This window comes from Micromonospora sp. A3M-1-15 (assembly GCF_024213425.1).
GTDB lineage: Bacteria > Actinomycetota > Actinomycetes > Mycobacteriales > Micromonosporaceae > Micromonospora > Micromonospora chersina.
Window position 1 is genome coordinate 623,160 of the sequence record NZ_JANAVK010000002.1, and the last position, 16,523, is coordinate 639,682.

Here is a 16,523-nt window from a genome sequence, read left to right on the forward strand (position 1 = left end):
GTCGCCTGACCGGCGGGAAACTGGTTGGCGTCCACCCCGGCACGGCACCTAGCGTCGAGTGGTCATGCGTTTCTCACCCGCCGGCGATCCCGGCACCCCCGACGCCCGGTCCGCCACCCGTTACCTGGTCTGGCTCGCCGGTCGGCACCGGCTGCTCTTCGGCGGCGCCATCGCCCTCGGTGTCACCTGGATGCTGGCCCAGGCGCTGATGCCGGCCGCCGTCGGCCGGGCCATCGACGCCGGCCTCACCCACCGCGACCCGGACGCCCTGCTCCGCTGGGGTCTCGTCCTGCTCGGGCTGGGCGTCGTCCAGGCGACGACAGGCATCCTGCGGCACCGCTGCGCGGTGCACAACTGGCTCGGCGCCGCCTACCGGACCGTGCAGGTCACCGTGGACGCCACCAACCGGCTCGGTGCGGCGCTGCCCCGCCGGGTCGCCGCCGGTGAGGTGGTGAGCATCGGCACGGCCGACATCGAGCACATCGGCAGCGCCGTGGACATCACGGCCCGGGGCACCGGCGCGGTGGTCGCCATCGTCACGGTGTCGGCGATCCTGCTCACCGCCTCCGTGCCGCTCGGCCTCGTGGTGGTGCTCGGGGTGCCGCTGCTCATGGCGCTGGTGGCGCTGCTGATCCGGCCGCTGCACCGGCAGCAGGCGGCGTACCGGGAATCGACAGGCGAGCTGACCGCCCGGGCCGGCGACATCGTGTCCGGGCTGCGGGTGCTGCGCGGGGTGGGCGGCGAGCCGGTGCTGGGCGCCCGCTACCGGGAGCAGTCCCAGGCGCTGCGGGCGGACGGCCTGCGGGTGGCCCGGGTGGAGTCGCTGATCCAGGCCGCGCAGATCCTGCTGCCCGGCGTCTTCGTGGTGCTGGTGACCTGGCTCGGGGCGCGGTTCGCGCTGCGCGGCGAGATCAGCGCCGGCCAGTTGGTCTCCTTCTACGGCTACACGGCGTTCCTGGTCAGCCCGCTGCGCAACCTCACCGAGGCGGCCGACAAGCTGACCCGGGGGCACGTGGCGGCCCGCCGGGTGGTCCGGCTGCTCCGCCTCGCCCCCGAGTTCACCGACCCGGCCCGCCCGGTGCCGGTGCCCGAGGGGCCGGGCGAGCTGGTGGACGTGCGCTCCGGGCTGGTGCTGCGGCCGGGCCGGCTCACCGCGCTGGCCGCCACCGCGCCCGAGGACGCCGCCGAGATCGCGGACCGGCTCGGCCGGTACGCCGACGGGGACGTGACGCTGCACGGCGTACCGCTGCGGGACGTGGCGCTGGCGACGGTGCGCGAGCGGATCCTGGTGGCCGACAACGACGCGCAGCTGTTCAGCGGCGCCCTCCGCACGGAGCTGGACCCGCGCGACCGGGGGGATCGCCACGCCGTCGAGGCGGCGCTGGTGGCGGCGAGCGCCACCGACATCGTCGAGGCGCTGTCCGGCGGCCTGGACAGCCCGGTCGCCGAGCGCGGCCGGGAGTTCTCCGGCGGGCAGCGGCAGCGGCTGCGGCTGGCCCGGGCGCTGGTCGCCGACCCGGAGACGCTCGTCCTGGTCGAGCCGACCAGCGCGGTGGACGCGCACACCGAGGCGCGGATCGCCGACCGGCTCGCCGCCGCCCGGCGCGGCCGGACCACGCTGGTCTGCACCACCAGCCCGCTGGTGCTCGGCCGCGCCGAGCACGTGGTCTTCGTGGAGGACGGGAAGGTGGTCGCCGAGGGCCGCCACGACGAACTGCTCGCCGCCGAGCCCCGGTACCGGGCCACGGTGAGCCGGGAGGAGGACCGGTGAGCAACGCCCTGCCCGTCGCCGACGCGCGGCAGGTCCGCCGGTACGCGCGGGAGCTGGCCCGCCGGCACCCGCGCGGCCTGGCCGCCGCGCTGGGCCTGCACGCGCTCGCCGCGGCGGCCGGCCTGGTGGCGCCCCGGCTCCTCGGCGACCTGGTCGAGGGGATCTCGCGCGGCGTCGGCGCGGTGACCGTCGACCGGGTCGCCCTGGCCATCGCCGGCTTCGTGGTCGCCCAGTCGGTGCTGGTCCGCTTCGCCCACCTGGCCTCGGCCCGGCTCGGCGAGCGGGTCCTCGCCGAGCTGCGCGAGGAGTTCGTCGACCGGGTGCTCGCCCTGCCGCTGTCCACGGTGGAGCGGGCCGGCACCGGCGACCTGCTCACCCGCACCTCGCGGGACGTCGCCGCGCTGTCCCGGACGGTCCGGTTCGCCGCCCCGGAGACGCTTATCGCGGCGGTCACCGTGCTGCTGATCCTCGGCGCGCTGGTGCTGACCGGCCCGCTGCTGGTGGTGCCCTGCCTGCTCGCGGTGCCCCTGCTGGTCGCCGGCACCCGCTGGTACCTGCGCCGGGCGCCGGCCGGCTACCTGCGGGAGAACGCCGCCTACTCCGACATCACCGACGGGATCAGCGAGACGGTCGAGGGGGCGCGGACCACCGAGGCGCTGCGCCAGCAGGCCCGCCGCCGGGCCCGCACCGACGCCGACATCCGCCGGTCGTACGCGGCCGAGTACTACACGCTCAGCCTGCGGACGGTCTTCTTCCCGGTCGCCGAGATCGGCTACCTGCTGCCGGTGGTCGGCACCCTGCTGCTCGGCGGCTGGTTCTACCTGGAGGGCTGGGCCAGCCTCGGGCAGGTCACGGCGGCCACCCTCTACGCCCAGCAGCTGGTGGACCCGGTCGACCGGCTGCTCTCCTGGCTCGACGAGTTCCAGGTCGGCGGCGCCTCGCTGGCCCGGCTGCTCGGCGTGGCCGAGCCGGCGGAGGCTGACGGCGAGCCGGCCGGGGCCGCGCCGCCCGACGGGCGGCCGGTCACCGACGGCGGGCGGCTCGCCGCCCACGACGTCCGGTACGCGTACCGCGCCGGCCACGACGTGCTGCACGGGGTGACCCTGGTGCCGCGGCCGGGGGAGAAGCTGGCCATGGTCGGCCCGTCCGGCGCGGGGAAGTCGACCCTGGGCCGGCTGCTGGCCGGGGTGCACGCGCCCCGCGCCGGCGCGGTGACCGTGGACGGCCGGCCGCTCGGCGAGCTGCCCCTGGCCGAGCTGCGCACCCACGTGGCGCTGGTCAGCCAGGAGCACCACGTGTTCATCGGCACGCTCACCGACAACGTGGCGATGGTCCGCCCGGACGCCGGCCCCGCCGAGGTACGCGCCGCGCTGACCGCGGTCGACGCCCTGGACTGGGCGGAGGCGCTGCCGGACGGGCTGGACACGCGCGTGGGCGCCGGCGGGCACCCGCTCTCCCCGGCCCAGTCGCAGCAGCTCGCGCTGGCTCGGCTGGTGCTCGCCGACCCGCACACCCTGGTGCTGGATGAGGCCACCTCGCTGATCGACCCGCGGGCGGCCCGGGCGCTGGAACGCTCGCTGGCCGCCGTGCTCCAGGGCCGGACGGTCATCGCCATCGCGCACCGGCTCTTCTCCGCGCACGACGCGGACCGGGTGGCGGTGGTGGAGGACGGCCGGATCACCGAGCTGGGGTCGCACGACGAGCTGGTCGCGGCTGGCGGCTCGTACGCCGCGCTCTGGCGGTCCTGGCACGGCTGAGCGGAAAGGCCCCCACCGGAACGCCGGTGGGGGCCTCGTACGTCGGCGTGGTCAGGAGCGGCGCAGCAGCCGCCAGGTCGCGTACCCGCCGGTGGCCAGGGCGAGCAGGAAGACGGCCCACACCACGGTGGTGCTGACCTGGACCCCGCCGCTGCTGCCCACGTTGGCCCCGGCGGCGGCGATCAGCGAGTCACTCTGCGCCGGGGGCATCGCGGGAGGCGGGAGCTGCTGCCAGCGGACCAGCCCGGTGCTCTCCAGCATCAGCATGTGATTGGTGACGAAGGTGTTCGTCTGGTCGGCGAGCTTGCGCACGATCGGGTCGCGGGTGCTGGCCCGGACCGCGCCGATCACCGGGAAGATGTTGCCGTGCGCGACCCGCAGCCGGGTCACGAAGATCTGGTCGAACTGGGCGCCGGTGGCGTTCTGCATCTCGGTCAGCCAGCCCTGCTGCTGGGTGGTGGGTGTGGTCGGCAGGGTGGCGCCGAGCTTGTTCGCGGCCTCGACCACGAGCTGGTCCAGGACGCCGTGCTGCCGGGCGATCTCCGCGCCGATCTCTCGTACCCGCTTCGACTGGCCCTTCTCGGCGGCCATCTGCCCGGCCGGCATCTCCCAGAGCCCGGCCAGTCGTACCCCGTTGAGCAGCGTCATGTCGGCGGCGTTGAGCTGCACACCGGGGTTGGGTGCGGCCGTCGCCGCGCCGGGAAGGACGCCGATCCCCGCGACGAGCGCGACGAGCGGCAGGATCACCCGGTGCGCCAGCCGGCGGCGTGCGGATTCCAGCGGTGCCATGGTTGCGGTGCCTCCTCGGTCCGGACCGGTACGCGGGATGGCGCGGACGGCCGCCCCCGCGGCCGTCCGTCCGCCCACTGGTACGGATCACGACCCGATTCAGTTCACCGGAATCCGGGGGCCGGTCAGCCGACGTCCAGCGGGTCGGCGAGGAGGCGTTCGAAGGCCAGTTCGGCGGCGCCGATCAGCGCCGCGTCGTCACCGAGCTTCGGGGTGCGCAGCCGCACGTGCTCCAGGCAGGCCGGCAGCCCGTTGGAGTTGAGCCGGCTGCGCACCTGGGCGGCGGCGGCCAGGTAGAGGTCGCGCATGGTGCCGCCAAAGATGACCATCTCCGGGTTGAAGATGTTGACCAGGTTGGCCACGCCGAAGCCGAGCCAGTCGCCAGCCTGCCGCACCGCGGTCTGGGCGCGCGCGTCGCCCCGGTCGGCGGCGTCGAAGAGGGCCAGCACCGCCTCCCGGCCCCGGGCGTCGGAGCGGCCGGCGGCCCGGAGCAGCCCGTGCTCGCCGATCTCGGTCTCCCAGCAGCCGCGCCGCCCGCAGTCGCAGCGCTCGCCGTCGCGGACCACCACCATGTGGCCGACCTCGCCGCTGTAGCCGCCGTGTCCGGTGAGCCGCCGCCCACCGGCGATGATGCCGGCGCCGACGCCGACGTCCCCGTACAGGTAGATGACGTTGTCGCAGCCGGCCGCGACGCCCCGGGCGTGCTCGGCGAAGGCCGCCACGTCGGCCACGTTGCCCACCGTGATGGGCACGTCGACGCCCAGCTCGGCGGCGAGCGCCGCGCCGATCGGCTCGTCCACCCAGCCGGTGGTGGGGCTGAGCCGCACCAGCCCGTCCTCGCGGCGGACCATGCCGCAGACCGCCACCCCGGCGCCCACGCAGATCGAGTCGGACGGCACCGCCCGGTGCATCTCCCGCACCGCGTCGGCCAGCAGCGGGGCGGCGTCCCCGGCGACCAGGTTCCGTGGCCGTTCGAGTTCCCGGCGGTCGAGCACCTCACCGCCGAGCCCCACCCGCGCGGCCCGCAGCCGGTCCACCTCGATGCTGTACGCGTACGCGTAGACCCGGGCCGACTCGGGCCGGACGACCAGCGACGGTCGTCCGGCCCGGCCGGTTTCCTTCGGCGTCCCCTCGCTGACCAGACCGGCGCCGGCCAGGTCGGCGGTCAGCGCGCCGATGGTGCTGCGGTTGAGACCGAGCGCGGTGGTCAGTTCCGCGCGGGTGGTGGCCCCACGCACGTGCACGTAGCGGAGCAACGCGCCCAGGTTCTGCCGACGGATCTCGTCCTGGCTGGGTCCCGCGCGCATCGCCACCGTCATGTCCGTGCCGGATTCAGCGGGTGCCGGTGGCGGCCGAGCGGCGCCGCGACAGGGCGTCGACACCGGCGGCGAGCATGAGCACCGCGCCCGTGAAGATGTACTTCAGGCCGGAGCTGAGGTCCAGCAGTCCCATGCCGTTGATGATGACAGCCACCACGGCGCCGCCGAGCACCGCGTTGATCATCCGGCCCTTGCCGCCGAAGAGGCTGGTGCCGCCGATGACGGCCGCGCCGACCGCGTAGAGCAGGACGTTGCTGCCGCCCGTGTTGGGGTCGACCGACCGGTCCTTGCTGGCCGCGATGATGCCGCCGATGGCGGCCATCCCCGAGCAGATCACGAAGGCGGAGATCTTGATCCGGTCCACGTTGATGCCGGCCCGCCGCGCGGCTTCCGCGTTCCCGCCGACCGCGTAGAGGTGCCGGCCGTACGCGGTGCGGTTGAGCACGAACGTCCAGAAGACCAGCAGGACCGCGATGATGGGCACGACCACCGGCATGCCCTTGTTCGACGTGATCAGCGTGTTGATGCTGCGCTCCTGGTTGAGCACGTAGACGGCGAAGCCGATCAGGGCGGCGACCCCGACGATCCGGGCGCCCACCACGGCGATCGGGTCGGTGAGCAGGCCGCGGGCGGCCCGGTTGCGGTGCCGCAGCAGCTGCGCGGCGGCGTACCCGAGGATCGCGACGGCGGCCAGCAGCCAGCCGACGGCCGGCGGGATCCGGCCGTTCTCGATGCCGACGATCACGTCGTCACCGATCGAGATGTTGGTGCCCTCCTTCATGAGCAGCAGCACCACACCCTGGAAGGCCAGGAAGCCGGCCAGGGTGACCACGAAGGAGGGGATGCCCACTTTGGCCACCAGGAAGCCGAGCGTCAGACCGATGGCCACGCCGGTGGCGAGGGCGGCCAGCACCGCCACGTACCAGGGGTAGCCGAGCACGCTGACGACGTTGGCCAGGATGGCCGCGCACACGCCGCTGGCGAAGCCGGCGGAGAGGTCGATCTCACCGAGCAGCAGCACGAAGATCAGACCCATGGCGATCACCGTGACGGCGGCGCCCTGGGTGAAGAGGTTGGCGAAGTTCGCCGCGGAGAAGAAGACCGGGCGCACGATCGCGAAGACGAGGCAGAGCACGACGAGGCCGATGACGGCGGGCAGGGAACCGAGGTCGCCGCCGCGTACCCGGGCGACGTAGTTGCGGACGTGTTCGGCGACGGCGGGCGCGGGCGCGACGGCCGCCGGTCCGTCCTTCTTCACAGCGGTGGTGGTCATCGAAGGGCTCCCGGGGTCGCGTCGGCGGGCTCGCTGCCGTTGCCCGACCCGGCGCCGAGGCCGAGGTTGCCGGAGCGGCCGGCGGTGATCAGCTCGACCACCTGCGAGTGAGTGATCTCGGTGGTCTTCACCTGGGCGACCATCTGGCCGAGGTAGAGCGCGGCGATCCGGTCGGAGACGGCGAAGACGTCGTTCATGTTGTGCGAGATGAGCACCACGGCCAGGCCCTTGTCGGCCAGCCGGCGGACCAGCTCCAGCACCTGGGCGGTCTGCGCGACGCCGAGCGCGGCGGTCGGCTCGTCCAGGATCACCAGCTTGCTGTTCCAGAGCACGGCCTTGGCGATGGCCACGGTCTGCCGCTGCCCGCCGGAGAGGCTGGACACGTGCTGGCGCAGCGACTTGACGGTGCGGACGCTCAGCCCGGCCAGGGTCTCGGCCGCCAGCTGTTCCATGGTCGGCTCGTCCAGGACCACCCCGCTGCGCTTCTCCCGGCCCAGGAACATGTTCTGCACGATGTCGAGGTTGTCGCAGAGCGCGAGGTCCTGGTAGACCACCTCGATGCCGAGCGCGGCGGCGTCCCGCGGGTTGTGGATGGTCACCGGTCGCCCGTCGAAGAGAACTTCGCCGGCATCGGTGGGGTAGATGCCGCTGATGCACTTCACCAGGGTCGACTTGCCGGCGCCGTTGTCGCCGACCAGCGCGGTCACCTCACCGGGATGGGCCGAGAAGGCGACGTCGCGCAGAACCTGGACGGGACCGAAGCTCTTGTCGATCCCGCGTAGCTCCAGCAGGGGGGTCGCGGACACGGGGGGTCTCCTTTGGACGGAGGGGAGATCGGGGCCCGTCCGCGGCGCGCCGCCCGGCACGGTGGTCACCGTGCCGGGCGGCGTCGCCGGAGCGGGGTGGTGTGGTCGGGTCAGCTGATGCCGGCGTCGGCGCAGAGCTTCGTGTACGCGCCGGTGCAGAGCTCTTCCTTGGTGACGAAGCCGTCGGCCACGACGTCCTTCACGTTGTCCTTGTAGATGGCCTTCGGGGTGAGCAGGACGGCGTCCACGTCACGGCCACCCTCCGGGTCCTTGACCTTCTGGCCGGTCTCCTTCTTCTCGCCCTTGGCCAGCGCGATCGCCAGGTCCGAGGCGGCCTTCGCCTCCTCCTTGATGGCCTTGTAGACCGTCATGCACTGGTCACCGGCGAGGATGTTCTGGAGGCCCTGGACGGTGGCGTCCTGGCCGGTCACCGGCACCTTGCCGTTGAGCTTGTTCTTCTTCAGCACCGAGATGGCCGCGTTGCCGAGACCGTCGTTGGCGGCCAGCACACCGTCGATCTTGCCCTTGGTCTGGGTGAGCATCTGCTCGAAGATCACGCCCGCCTGGGCGTTGTCCCAGTCCGGAACCGACTGGTCCGGGCCCTTCACGTACTCCTTCGAGTCGAACTTCGGCTTGAGCACCGAGTCGTACCCGTTCTTGAACAGCGTGGCGTTGTTGTCGGTGGGGGAGCCGTTCAGGTAGGCCACGACGGGGCTCTTGGCGCCCTTGTCGGTCAGGCACTTGCTCAGGCCCTCGCCCTGGAGCTTGCCGACCGCCTCGTTGTCGAAGCTGACGTAGTACTGGGCGGAGCCGCCCAGGGTCAGCCGGTCGTAGTCGATGGTGGCCACGCCCTGCGACTTGGCCTTCTCCAGCACGGCCTTGCCGGTGCCGGAGTCCAGGTTGACGATCATCAGGGCGGTGACGCCGTTGGTCAGCATGCCGTCGGCGATGGTGGAGAAGGCGGACTTGTCGCCCTGGGCGTTCTGGATGGTGTAGTCGACACCGGCGGCCTTGAAGGCCTCCTCCAGGAACTTGCGGTCCGCGCCCTCCCAGCGGGCGGAGGACTTGCTGTCCGGGAGGATCACGCCGATCTTCGGCTTCTTGTCGGTCGAGCCGCCGGCCTGGTCGGAACCGCCGTTGTCACCGCAGGCGGCCATGCTGCCGGTCGCGAGAAGACCGACGGCCGCGAAAGTGAGGACGCCCTTGCGCATGTGCACGGGTCCTTTCGGGGGTTGGGGGAGTTGTCGGTGGTTTGTTGTGCCCGGCAACGTATTCCTCCCGTCCGGACAGACGCAAGGGAGCCGAGGTCAGAAGTTTGTTGGCGGCGGTAACAATTCAGCAACGCAACTGACATCCCGCCGTCACCGCGTGGAGAGCGCTCCCCCCGGTGGCGTGCGGAAACGCTCCCAAATGCGGCGGTTCAGCCGGCGGCGATCGGCGCGGTGACGGCCCCCGTCAGGGCGACCAGATCGGCCGGGGCGAGTTGCAGTTGCAGGCCCCGGCGCCCCGCCGACACGTAGACCGTCGGATGCTCCAGAGCGGACGCGTCCACGACCGTCGGCAGCCGCTTGCGCTGGCCGAGCGGGCTGATCCCGCCGCGGACGTAGCCGGTGGCCCGCTCGGCGACCGTCCGGTCCGCCATGGCCGCCCGCTTGCCGCCCACCGCGGCGGCGAGAGCCTTGAGGTCCAGCTCTCCGGTGACCGGCACGACCGCCACGGTCAGCCCGCCGTCGACCTCGGTGACCAGCGACTTGAACACCCGGGCCGGCGGCACCCCGAGGGCCGCCGCGACCAGCGCGCCGTAGTTCGGCGCGTCCGGCGAGACGTCGTACGGGTGGGTGCTGTGGGCGATCTTCCGCTTGGTCAGCAGTGCCGTCGCCGGAGTGCCCTGTCCCGCCATGAGCGACAAGCTAACCGGCCGCCGCCCGCCGGGCGAGCCGAAAACCGTCAGGCGGGAAGCGGCCGGCAGATCAGCACGGTCGGCGCGCCGGCGACCCGGGTCAGCACCAGGCTGGCCGCCTCGTCGCCGGCCAGCTTCAGGTCCCGGCGCAGCCTCTCCGGTTCCAGCGCCGAGCCGCGCTTGAGGATCTCCACCCGCCCCACGCGGCGCTCCCGGAGCAGGGCGCGCAGCCGCTTCAGCGAGAACGGCAGCACGTCGGTGATCTCCAGGCAGCGGGCGAACGGGGTCGGTCGGGCCTCGTCGCCGTAGAGGTAGGCGATGCTCGGGTCGGCCAGCGTCGCGTCGAGGTCGCCGGCCAGCTCGGCGACCAGGTGCGCGCGCACCACCGCCGGATCCGGGTCGTACAGGAAGCGGCGCGGCCGGCCCACCGGAGCCTCGGCGTCCCCGCTGCCGGTGAGCTGCACGGCGCGGGCCTCCGCTCCGGCGGAGGTGCCGGGAAGCCGCCCTTCCTTCTCCCGCAGCAGGGTGGCCCGGCGGGGCACCTCGGCCAGCGCGCCGCACCACAGCGCCGCCTCGACCAGGTCGCCGTCGACGGTCACCCACTCCGCCTCGGCGCCCGTCGGGATCAGCGCGTGGTCCAACCCCGGCGCCACCTTCACCACGGTGTGCGGCACCCGCTCGGCCAGGCCGGTGACGAAGTCCCAGGGCGGCGAGTAGGCGTTCGGGTCGAAGATCCGTCGGCCGGTGCCGGCCCTCCGGCGGGCCGGGTCGCAGAACACCCCGTCGACCCGGGTCACGTCGAACGCCGTGGCGTCCCCGCACTCCACCGTGAACAGGTCGGCCAGCCCGGCGGCCTCGGCGTTCGCGGCCGCCATCGCGGCGGTCAGCGGGTCGGCCTCCACGCCGTACACCCGGATGCCGGCACGGGCCGCGGCGAGCGCGTCCGCCCCGAGGCCGCAACCCAGGTCGGCGAGGGTGGCGACGCCCGCGGCGCGCAGGCGTTCCGCCCGGCGCCGCGCGACGACCCCCCGGGTGGCCTGCTCCAGGCCCGCCCGGGTGAGGAACATGCCGCGCGCCGCCGGGCCGAACTTGCCGGCCGCGCGGCGGCGCAGCTCCGCCTGGGTCAGCGCCGCCGCCGCGAGCCCCGCCGGCACCCCGGCGGAGCGGAGCGCGGCGGCCGCCGTCAGCGGGTCGCCGCCGGCCACCCGCGCGGCCGCGTCGAGCGCTGCCGACCCCTCGGGGGCACGCAGGGCGGCGAACTGTTCCAGGTCCACCCGGGCATTCTCCCGGCGACCTCGCCCCGGCCGGCCCGGACCCCACCGACGACGACACGGAACGCGGCGTGCTGGCACTCTCCTTGACGGAGTGCTAGCCGAGGAATAACCTGCGATTAGCACTCTCACCCTGAGGGTGCCAACGCCCGGGCCCTGGTGTCCGGGGGTTGAACGCCAGGCGGACCGGCACCCGCGACGACGGCCCCGCCCGGTGGCATGTGGCAGATTGACGCTGGTCGGCGTGCCGACCGGCAACGACACCAAGTACCCCAGGAGGGTATGCCCGTGACTACCGCGACCAAGGTTGCGATCAAGCCGCTCGAGGACCGCATCGTGGTCCAGGCGAACGAGGCCGAGACCACCACCGCCTCGGGCATCGTGATCCCCGACACCGCCAAGGAGAAGCCGCAGGAGGGCACCGTCCTCGCTGTCGGCCCGGGCCGGATCGACGACAAGGGCAACCGCGTGCCGATCGACGTCAAGGTCGGCGACACCGTCCTCTACTCGAAGTACGGCGGCACCGAGGTCAAGTACGCCGGCGAGGAGTACCTGGTGCTCTCCGCCCGCGACGTCCTCGCGGTCATCGAGAAGTAAGCAACCGATCAGTGTCGTTGCCCCGGTCCGGCTCGCCGGGCCGGGGCAACGTCGCTTCGAAGGGATACAGATGGCGAAGATCCTGAGCTTCTCGGACGACGCCCGGCACCTGCTGGAGCACGGTGTCAACGCCCTCGCGGACGCGGTCAAGGTCACTCTCGGCCCGCGCGGGCGCAACGTCGTCCTGGACAAGAAGTTTGGTGCGCCCACGATCACCAACGACGGCGTGACCATCGCCAAGGAGATCGAGCTCACCAACCCCTACGAGAACCTCGGCGCGCAGCTGGTCAAGGAGGTGGCGACCAAGACCAACGACGTCGCCGGCGACGGGACCACCACCGCGACCGTGCTGGCCCAGGCCATGGTCCGCGAGGGCCTGCGCAACGTGGCCGCCGGGACCAACCCGACCGGCCTGAAGCGGGGCATCGACGCGGCGGCCGCCAAGGTCTCCGAGGCGCTGCTCGGCCGGGCCGTCGAGGTGGCCGACAAGGAGTCGATCGCGCACGTGGCGACGATCTCCGCGCAGGACGCCACCATCGGCGAGCTGATCGCCGAGGCGATGGAGCGGGTCGGCCGCGACGGTGTCATCACCGTCGAGGAGGGCTCCGCCCTCACCACCGAGCTGGAGGTGACCGAGGGTCTCCAGTTCGACAAGGGCTTCATCTCGCCGAACTTCGTCACCGACGTGGAGGGGCAGGAGGCGGTCCTGGAGGACCCGTACATCCTGATCACCACGCAGAAGATCTCGGCGATCGAGGAGCTGCTGCCGCTGCTGGAGAAGGTCCTCCAGAACAACAAGCCGCTGCTCATCATCGCCGAGGACGTCGAGGGCCAGGCCCTGTCCACGCTCGTGGTCAACGCGATCCGCAAGACCATCAAGGTCTGCGCCGTGAAGGCCCCCGGCTTCGGTGACCGCCGCAAGGCGATGCTCCAGGACATGGCGATCCTGACCGGCGCCGAGCTGGTCGCCCCGGAGCTGGGCTACAAGCTCGACCAGGTCGGCCTGGAGGTGCTCGGCACCGCCCGCCGCGTCGTGGTCGACAAGGAGAACACCACGGTCGTCGACGGTGGCGGCCAGTCCGCCGAGGTCGCCGACCGGGTCGCCCAGATCCGCAAGGAGATCGAGGCCTCGGACTCCGAGTGGGACCGGGAGAAGCTGGCCGAGCGGTTGGCGAAGCTCTCCGGCGGCATCGCGGTGATCAAGGTCGGCGCGGCCACCGAGGTCGAGATGAAGGAGCGCAAGCACCGCATCGAGGACGCCATCTCGGCGACCAAGGCCGCGGTCGAGGAGGGCACGGTCCCGGGCGGCGGCGCCGCCCTGGCCCAGATCCTGCCGGTGCTCGACGACGACCTGGGCTTCACCGGTGAGGAGAAGGTCGGCGTCTCGATCGTGCGCAAGGCGCTGGTCGAGCCGCTGCGCTGGATCGCCCAGAACGCCGGCCACGACGGCTACGTGGTGGTGCAGAAGGTGGCCGCCCAGGAGTGGGGCAACGGCCTCAACGCCGCCACCGGCGAGTACGTCGACCTGGTCAAGGCCGGCATCCTCGACCCGGTGAAGGTGACCCGCAACGCGGTCTCCAACGCCGCGTCGATCGCGGGCCTGCTGCTCACCACCGAGAGCCTCGTGGTGGAGAAGCCGGAGAAGGCCGAGCCGGCCGCCGCCGGTGGCCACGGCCACGGGCACGGCCACCAGCACGGCCCGGGCTTCTGATCCCGCGCCGTACGGCCTGACGTCAGGGCACACCGCCATCCGGGGGTGTGCCCTGACCCGTATCTGCTTACGGAACGCTGACGGGGTTGGCGGTCGCCCGCCCAGAGCGACGACACTTGTCGCCGTGAGCAGCATGTCGCGCGGTCGAGCCGCGCTGGCCGGGGTCACCGCCGCGGCCGTCGCGATCGGCGTGGCCGAGCCGGTGGCCGTCTTCACCGGCCCCCGCTCCGCGCCGCTGGTCGCGGTCGGCGGGCTGGTGGTCGACGCGGTGCCCGAGCCGCTCAAGCAGTTCGCCATCGCGGTCTTCGGCAGGTACGACAAGGTCGCCCTGCTGGTCGGCACGGCGGTGCTGCTGGCGGCGATCGCCGCGCTGCTCGGCGTGCTGGCGGCCCGTCGGCTCCGGCTCGGCCTGGCCGGCATCGCCGCGTTCGCCGCCCTCGGGGTGGCCGCCGCGCTGACCCGGGCCGGCGCGGACGCCTACGACGCGCTGCCCTCCCTGGTCGGCGGCGGGCTCGGGGCGGTCACCCTCTGGGCCTTCGTGGCGGGCCCGTTGGCCGGGGACGCCACGCCGGGGACGGCGCACCGGCCGGCTCCGGCCGCGCCCACCTCGCCCGCGCCCACCTCGCCCACGCCACCTCCCGGGATCGCGGCGCTGGCGCCGGACGAGTCTCCGGCCGGCTGGGAGCCGCTGGAGACCGGCGACCACGAGTCGCGGCGTCGCTTCCTGCGCGGCGTCGGCCTGCTGGCCGGCACGGCGGCGGTGGCCGGGCTCGGCGGGCACTGGCTGGCCGGCCAGCGGGGCGTCTCGGCGGCCCGGCAGGCGGTGAGGCTGCCCGCTCCGGCGGCGCCCGCCCCGCCGCTGCCGGCCGGCGCGGACCTGTCGCTGACCCGGCTCGCGCCCTTCGTCACCCCGAACGGGGAGTTCTACCGGATCGACACGGCGCTTGTGGTGCCGCAGGTGGACCCGGCGACCTGGCGGCTGCGCATCCACGGCCGGGTCCGCAACCCGATCGAGTTGAGCTTCGACGACCTGCTCGCCCGGCCGATGGTCGAGCGCTACGTGACCCTGGCGTGCGTCTCCAACGAGGTGGGCGGGGATCTCGTCGGCAACGCCCGCTGGCTGGGCGTGCCGATCAAGGAGCTGCTGGACGAGGCGCAGCCGGAGGAGGGCGCGGACCAGGTGGTGGGCCGCTCGGTCGACGGCTGGACCTGCGGCACCCCGACGGCAGTGCTGCGGGACGGGCGGGACGCGCTGCTCGCGGTCGGGATGAACGGTGAGCCGCTGCCGGTCGAGCACGGCTTCCCGGTGCGGATGGTGGTGCCGGGCCTCTACGGGTACGTCTCGGCGTGCAAGTGGGTGACCGAGCTGGAGCTGACCAGCTTCGCGGACTTCGACGCGTACTGGGTGCCGCGTGGGTGGTCGGCGCAGGGTCCGATCAAGACGCAGTCGCGCATCGACACGCCGCGGGCGCGCAACCGACTGACCGCCGGCCCGGTCACGGTGGCCGGGGTGGCCTGGGCGCAGCACCGCGGCATACGCAGGGTCGAGGTACGCGTCGACGGCGGACCCTGGCAGGAGGCGACGCTGGCCCCGACGGCCTCGGTGGACACCTGGGTGCAGTGGTCGTGGCGCTGGGATGCCGGCCCGGGCGAGCACACCCTCCAGGTCCGGGCCACCGACGCCGGCGGGGAGACCCAGCCGGAGCAGCGGCGCCCGGTCGCCCCCGACGGCGCCACCGGCTGGCACACCGTCCGGGTCACGGTCGGTTGACCCTCCGGGCGCTCACCACACCTCCGGACGGCGCCGCGCGCGACGCAGCGCGACGCCGCGCCCCAGGAGGAGCGCGGCGTCGTGGTGGTCAGTGCGGAACGGTCAGGCGACCTTGCGCTGGTCCGGGACGGCGGACTTGTGCGGCCGGCCCAGGCGGGCCTCCAGCCGGGCGACGTCCACCCGGGACTGCCGGCGGTCGGCCAGGTCCTCCCAGCCGAGGGCGAGCAGCCGCAGCCGCTCCGACTCGCTGAACCCGCCCCACACGCCGTACGGCTCGCGGACCGAGAGGGCGTGCGCGGCGCACTCGGCGCGCACCGGGCAGGCGCGGCAGACGGCCTTGGCGCCGGACTCCCGGCGCAGCCGCGACGAGCCGCGCTCGCCGTCGGGGTGGAAGAACTGCGCGCTGTCGCGCCCACGGCAGGCACCGAGCCGCTGCCAGTCCCAGAGGTCGACAATGGGTCCGGGCAGTCTGCGTACGTTCGACATCAGCACCCCTCCTCCCGCGCGGCACCGCGGAAATCCTCGTGGCCAGCTCCTACCGGGCGGCGGTCCGCGCGGGACACCGGTTCCGGACTGACCCCTCGGTACCCGGGCTTTCCCGCGCTCACACATCTGTGATCGAAAAGCTCGGACAGTTGGCGGCATATGCCCCATCTGCCGGAAAAGTTCGGATGATTGCCCGGAACCTCCTCCCGAGCACACCCCGCCGTGGTCTGCTCTGAGGCGGAGAGGAGACCACTGTGCGTAGCGTTCTCGTGTGCGTTCGGACACCACTCGCAGCCCAGCATTTGACCTCCGCGGCGGCGCGGCTCGGGCTGGCCGGCGTGCTCCGGACGGCCGTCTCCGATCCCGAGGTGATGCTCCGGCTCGCCGAGCGCCCGGTCGACGTGGTGCTCGCCGACACCGCCCTCACCCGGCCGGACAGCGCCGGGTTCGTCCGCCGGGTGCTCGCCCGCGCCCCGCAGGCCGCGGTGCTGCTGCTCGGCGCCGAGGAGTCGGAGGCGGCCGCCGCCACCATCAGCGCCGGGGCGCGCGGCCTCATCCAGAACGCCGACCACGACCTGACCAGCGCGGTCGCGAAGGCGCTGCTGCTGCTCTCCGCCCCCGGGCGCACGAACCGGCACCGGGTCACCGACCCGGCCCGGGACGCCGCGGCGGTCGGCGGACCGGCCCGGTCGGCCGCGCCGGGGCGTACCCCGGCCGGGGCGGCGTGGCCCGCGGGCCCGGCGGAGGGTCCGGGCGGGGCGCCCACGGTGGTGCCGGTGCAGCGCGGCGAGGACGCCGCCGACCCGGCGGCCGCCGAGGCGGAGTCGGCGCCGGCGGGCGGTCCGCAGCGGCCGGCACGCACCCCGCGCAGCGCCATCGGGCTCACGGAGCGTGAGCTTCAGGTGCTGCTCGGCATGGCCGAGGGCAAGAGCAACGCGGAGATCGGGCGGGAGCTGTTCGTCTCCGAGGACACGGTCAAGACGCACGCCCGCCGGCTGTTCCGCAAGCTCGGCGCGCGCGACCGGGCACACGCCGTGGCCGCCGGCTTCCGCGCCGGCCTGGTCGCCTGAGC

14 protein-coding genes are annotated in these 16,523 nt (G+C 73.7%); 6 read left to right on the top strand and 8 right to left on the bottom strand.

Going from position 1 to position 16,523, the window contains the following annotated elements; genetic code table 11:
* The first annotated feature begins 64 nt into the window (after positions 1–64).
* Entirely contained in the window at positions 65–1,771 is a 1,707-nt protein-coding gene (locus NLX85_RS12715; protein WP_254334718.1) for an ABC transporter ATP-binding protein, read from the top strand.
* Positions 1,768–3,528 (top strand): ABC transporter ATP-binding protein, encoded by a 1,761-nt coding sequence (locus NLX85_RS12720; protein ID WP_254334720.1) that lies wholly within the window; start codon positions 1,768–1,770, stop codon positions 3,526–3,528. The genes NLX85_RS12715 and NLX85_RS12720 overlap by 4 nt, the downstream gene beginning before the upstream one ends.
* 51 nt (positions 3,529–3,579) lie before the next feature.
* Here the strand turns inward: NLX85_RS12720 and NLX85_RS12725 are convergent, their stop codons facing one another.
* The 7 genes from NLX85_RS12725 to NLX85_RS12755 form a co-directional block, all read right to left on the bottom strand.
* Positions 3,580–4,317, bottom strand: coding sequence for a DUF4142 domain-containing protein (locus NLX85_RS12725; protein ID WP_254334722.1), 738 nt, complete (start codon positions 4,315–4,317; stop codon positions 3,580–3,582).
* 125 nt (positions 4,318–4,442) lie between these two features.
* Positions 4,443–5,624, bottom strand: a complete 1,182-nt coding sequence (locus NLX85_RS12730; RefSeq protein ID WP_254334724.1) for an ROK family protein — start codon at positions 5,622–5,624, stop codon at positions 4,443–4,445.
* A gap of 25 nt (positions 5,625–5,649) precedes the next feature.
* Positions 5,650–6,909 (bottom strand): sugar ABC transporter permease, encoded by a 1,260-nt coding sequence (locus NLX85_RS12735; protein WP_254334726.1) that lies wholly within the window; start codon positions 6,907–6,909, stop codon positions 5,650–5,652.
* Positions 6,906–7,715 (bottom strand): ATP-binding cassette domain-containing protein, encoded by an 810-nt coding sequence (locus NLX85_RS12740; protein WP_254334728.1) that lies wholly within the window; start codon positions 7,713–7,715, stop codon positions 6,906–6,908. Before NLX85_RS12740 ends, NLX85_RS12735 begins: the two co-directional genes overlap by 4 nt.
* A 110-nt stretch (positions 7,716–7,825) precedes the next feature.
* A complete protein-coding gene (locus NLX85_RS12745) occupies positions 7,826–8,926 on the bottom strand; it encodes a sugar ABC transporter substrate-binding protein (RefSeq protein WP_254334730.1) in 1,101 nt (366 codons plus the stop codon).
* Between the two features lie 209 nt (positions 8,927–9,135).
* Positions 9,136–9,615 carry a Cys-tRNA(Pro) deacylase gene (gene ybaK, locus NLX85_RS12750; RefSeq protein ID WP_254334741.1) on the bottom strand — a complete coding sequence of 160 codons (480 nt, stop codon included), beginning with the start codon at positions 9,613–9,615 and terminating at the stop codon, positions 9,136–9,138.
* Between the two features lie 47 nt (positions 9,616–9,662).
* A complete protein-coding gene (locus tag NLX85_RS12755) occupies positions 9,663–10,889 on the bottom strand; it encodes a methyltransferase domain-containing protein (RefSeq protein WP_254334742.1) in 1,227 nt (408 codons plus the stop codon).
* Between the two features lie 279 nt (positions 10,890–11,168).
* Between NLX85_RS12755 and groES the strand changes: the two genes are divergently transcribed.
* The 3 genes from groES to NLX85_RS12770 all read left to right on the top strand — a co-directional run bounded on the left by groES (position 11,169) and on the right by NLX85_RS12770 (position 14,965).
* Positions 11,169–11,483: a co-chaperone GroES gene (gene groES, locus NLX85_RS12760; RefSeq protein ID WP_018222648.1), complete on the top strand. Its 315-nt coding sequence runs from the start codon at positions 11,169–11,171 to the stop codon at positions 11,481–11,483.
* 70 nt (positions 11,484–11,553) lie between these two features.
* On the top strand, positions 11,554–13,194 hold the full coding sequence (gene groL, locus NLX85_RS12765; protein WP_254334743.1) for a chaperonin GroEL: 1,641 nt from the start codon (positions 11,554–11,556) through the stop codon (positions 13,192–13,194).
* Between the two features lie 133 nt (positions 13,195–13,327).
* A complete protein-coding gene (locus NLX85_RS12770) occupies positions 13,328–14,965 on the top strand; it encodes a molybdopterin-dependent oxidoreductase (protein WP_256566837.1) in 1,638 nt (545 codons plus the stop codon).
* Between the two features lie 102 nt (positions 14,966–15,067).
* On the opposite strand, the gene NLX85_RS12775 is transcribed toward NLX85_RS12770, so the two are convergent.
* A complete protein-coding gene (locus NLX85_RS12775; RefSeq protein ID WP_107079839.1) occupies positions 15,068–15,451 on the bottom strand; it encodes a WhiB family transcriptional regulator in 384 nt (127 codons plus the stop codon).
* A gap of 254 nt (positions 15,452–15,705) precedes the next feature.
* On the opposite strand from NLX85_RS12775, the gene NLX85_RS12780 reads away from it, so the two are divergent.
* Entirely contained in the window at positions 15,706–16,521 is an 816-nt protein-coding gene (locus NLX85_RS12780; protein ID WP_254334746.1) for a response regulator transcription factor, read from the top strand.
* Positions 16,522–16,523: the final 2 nt, after the last annotated feature.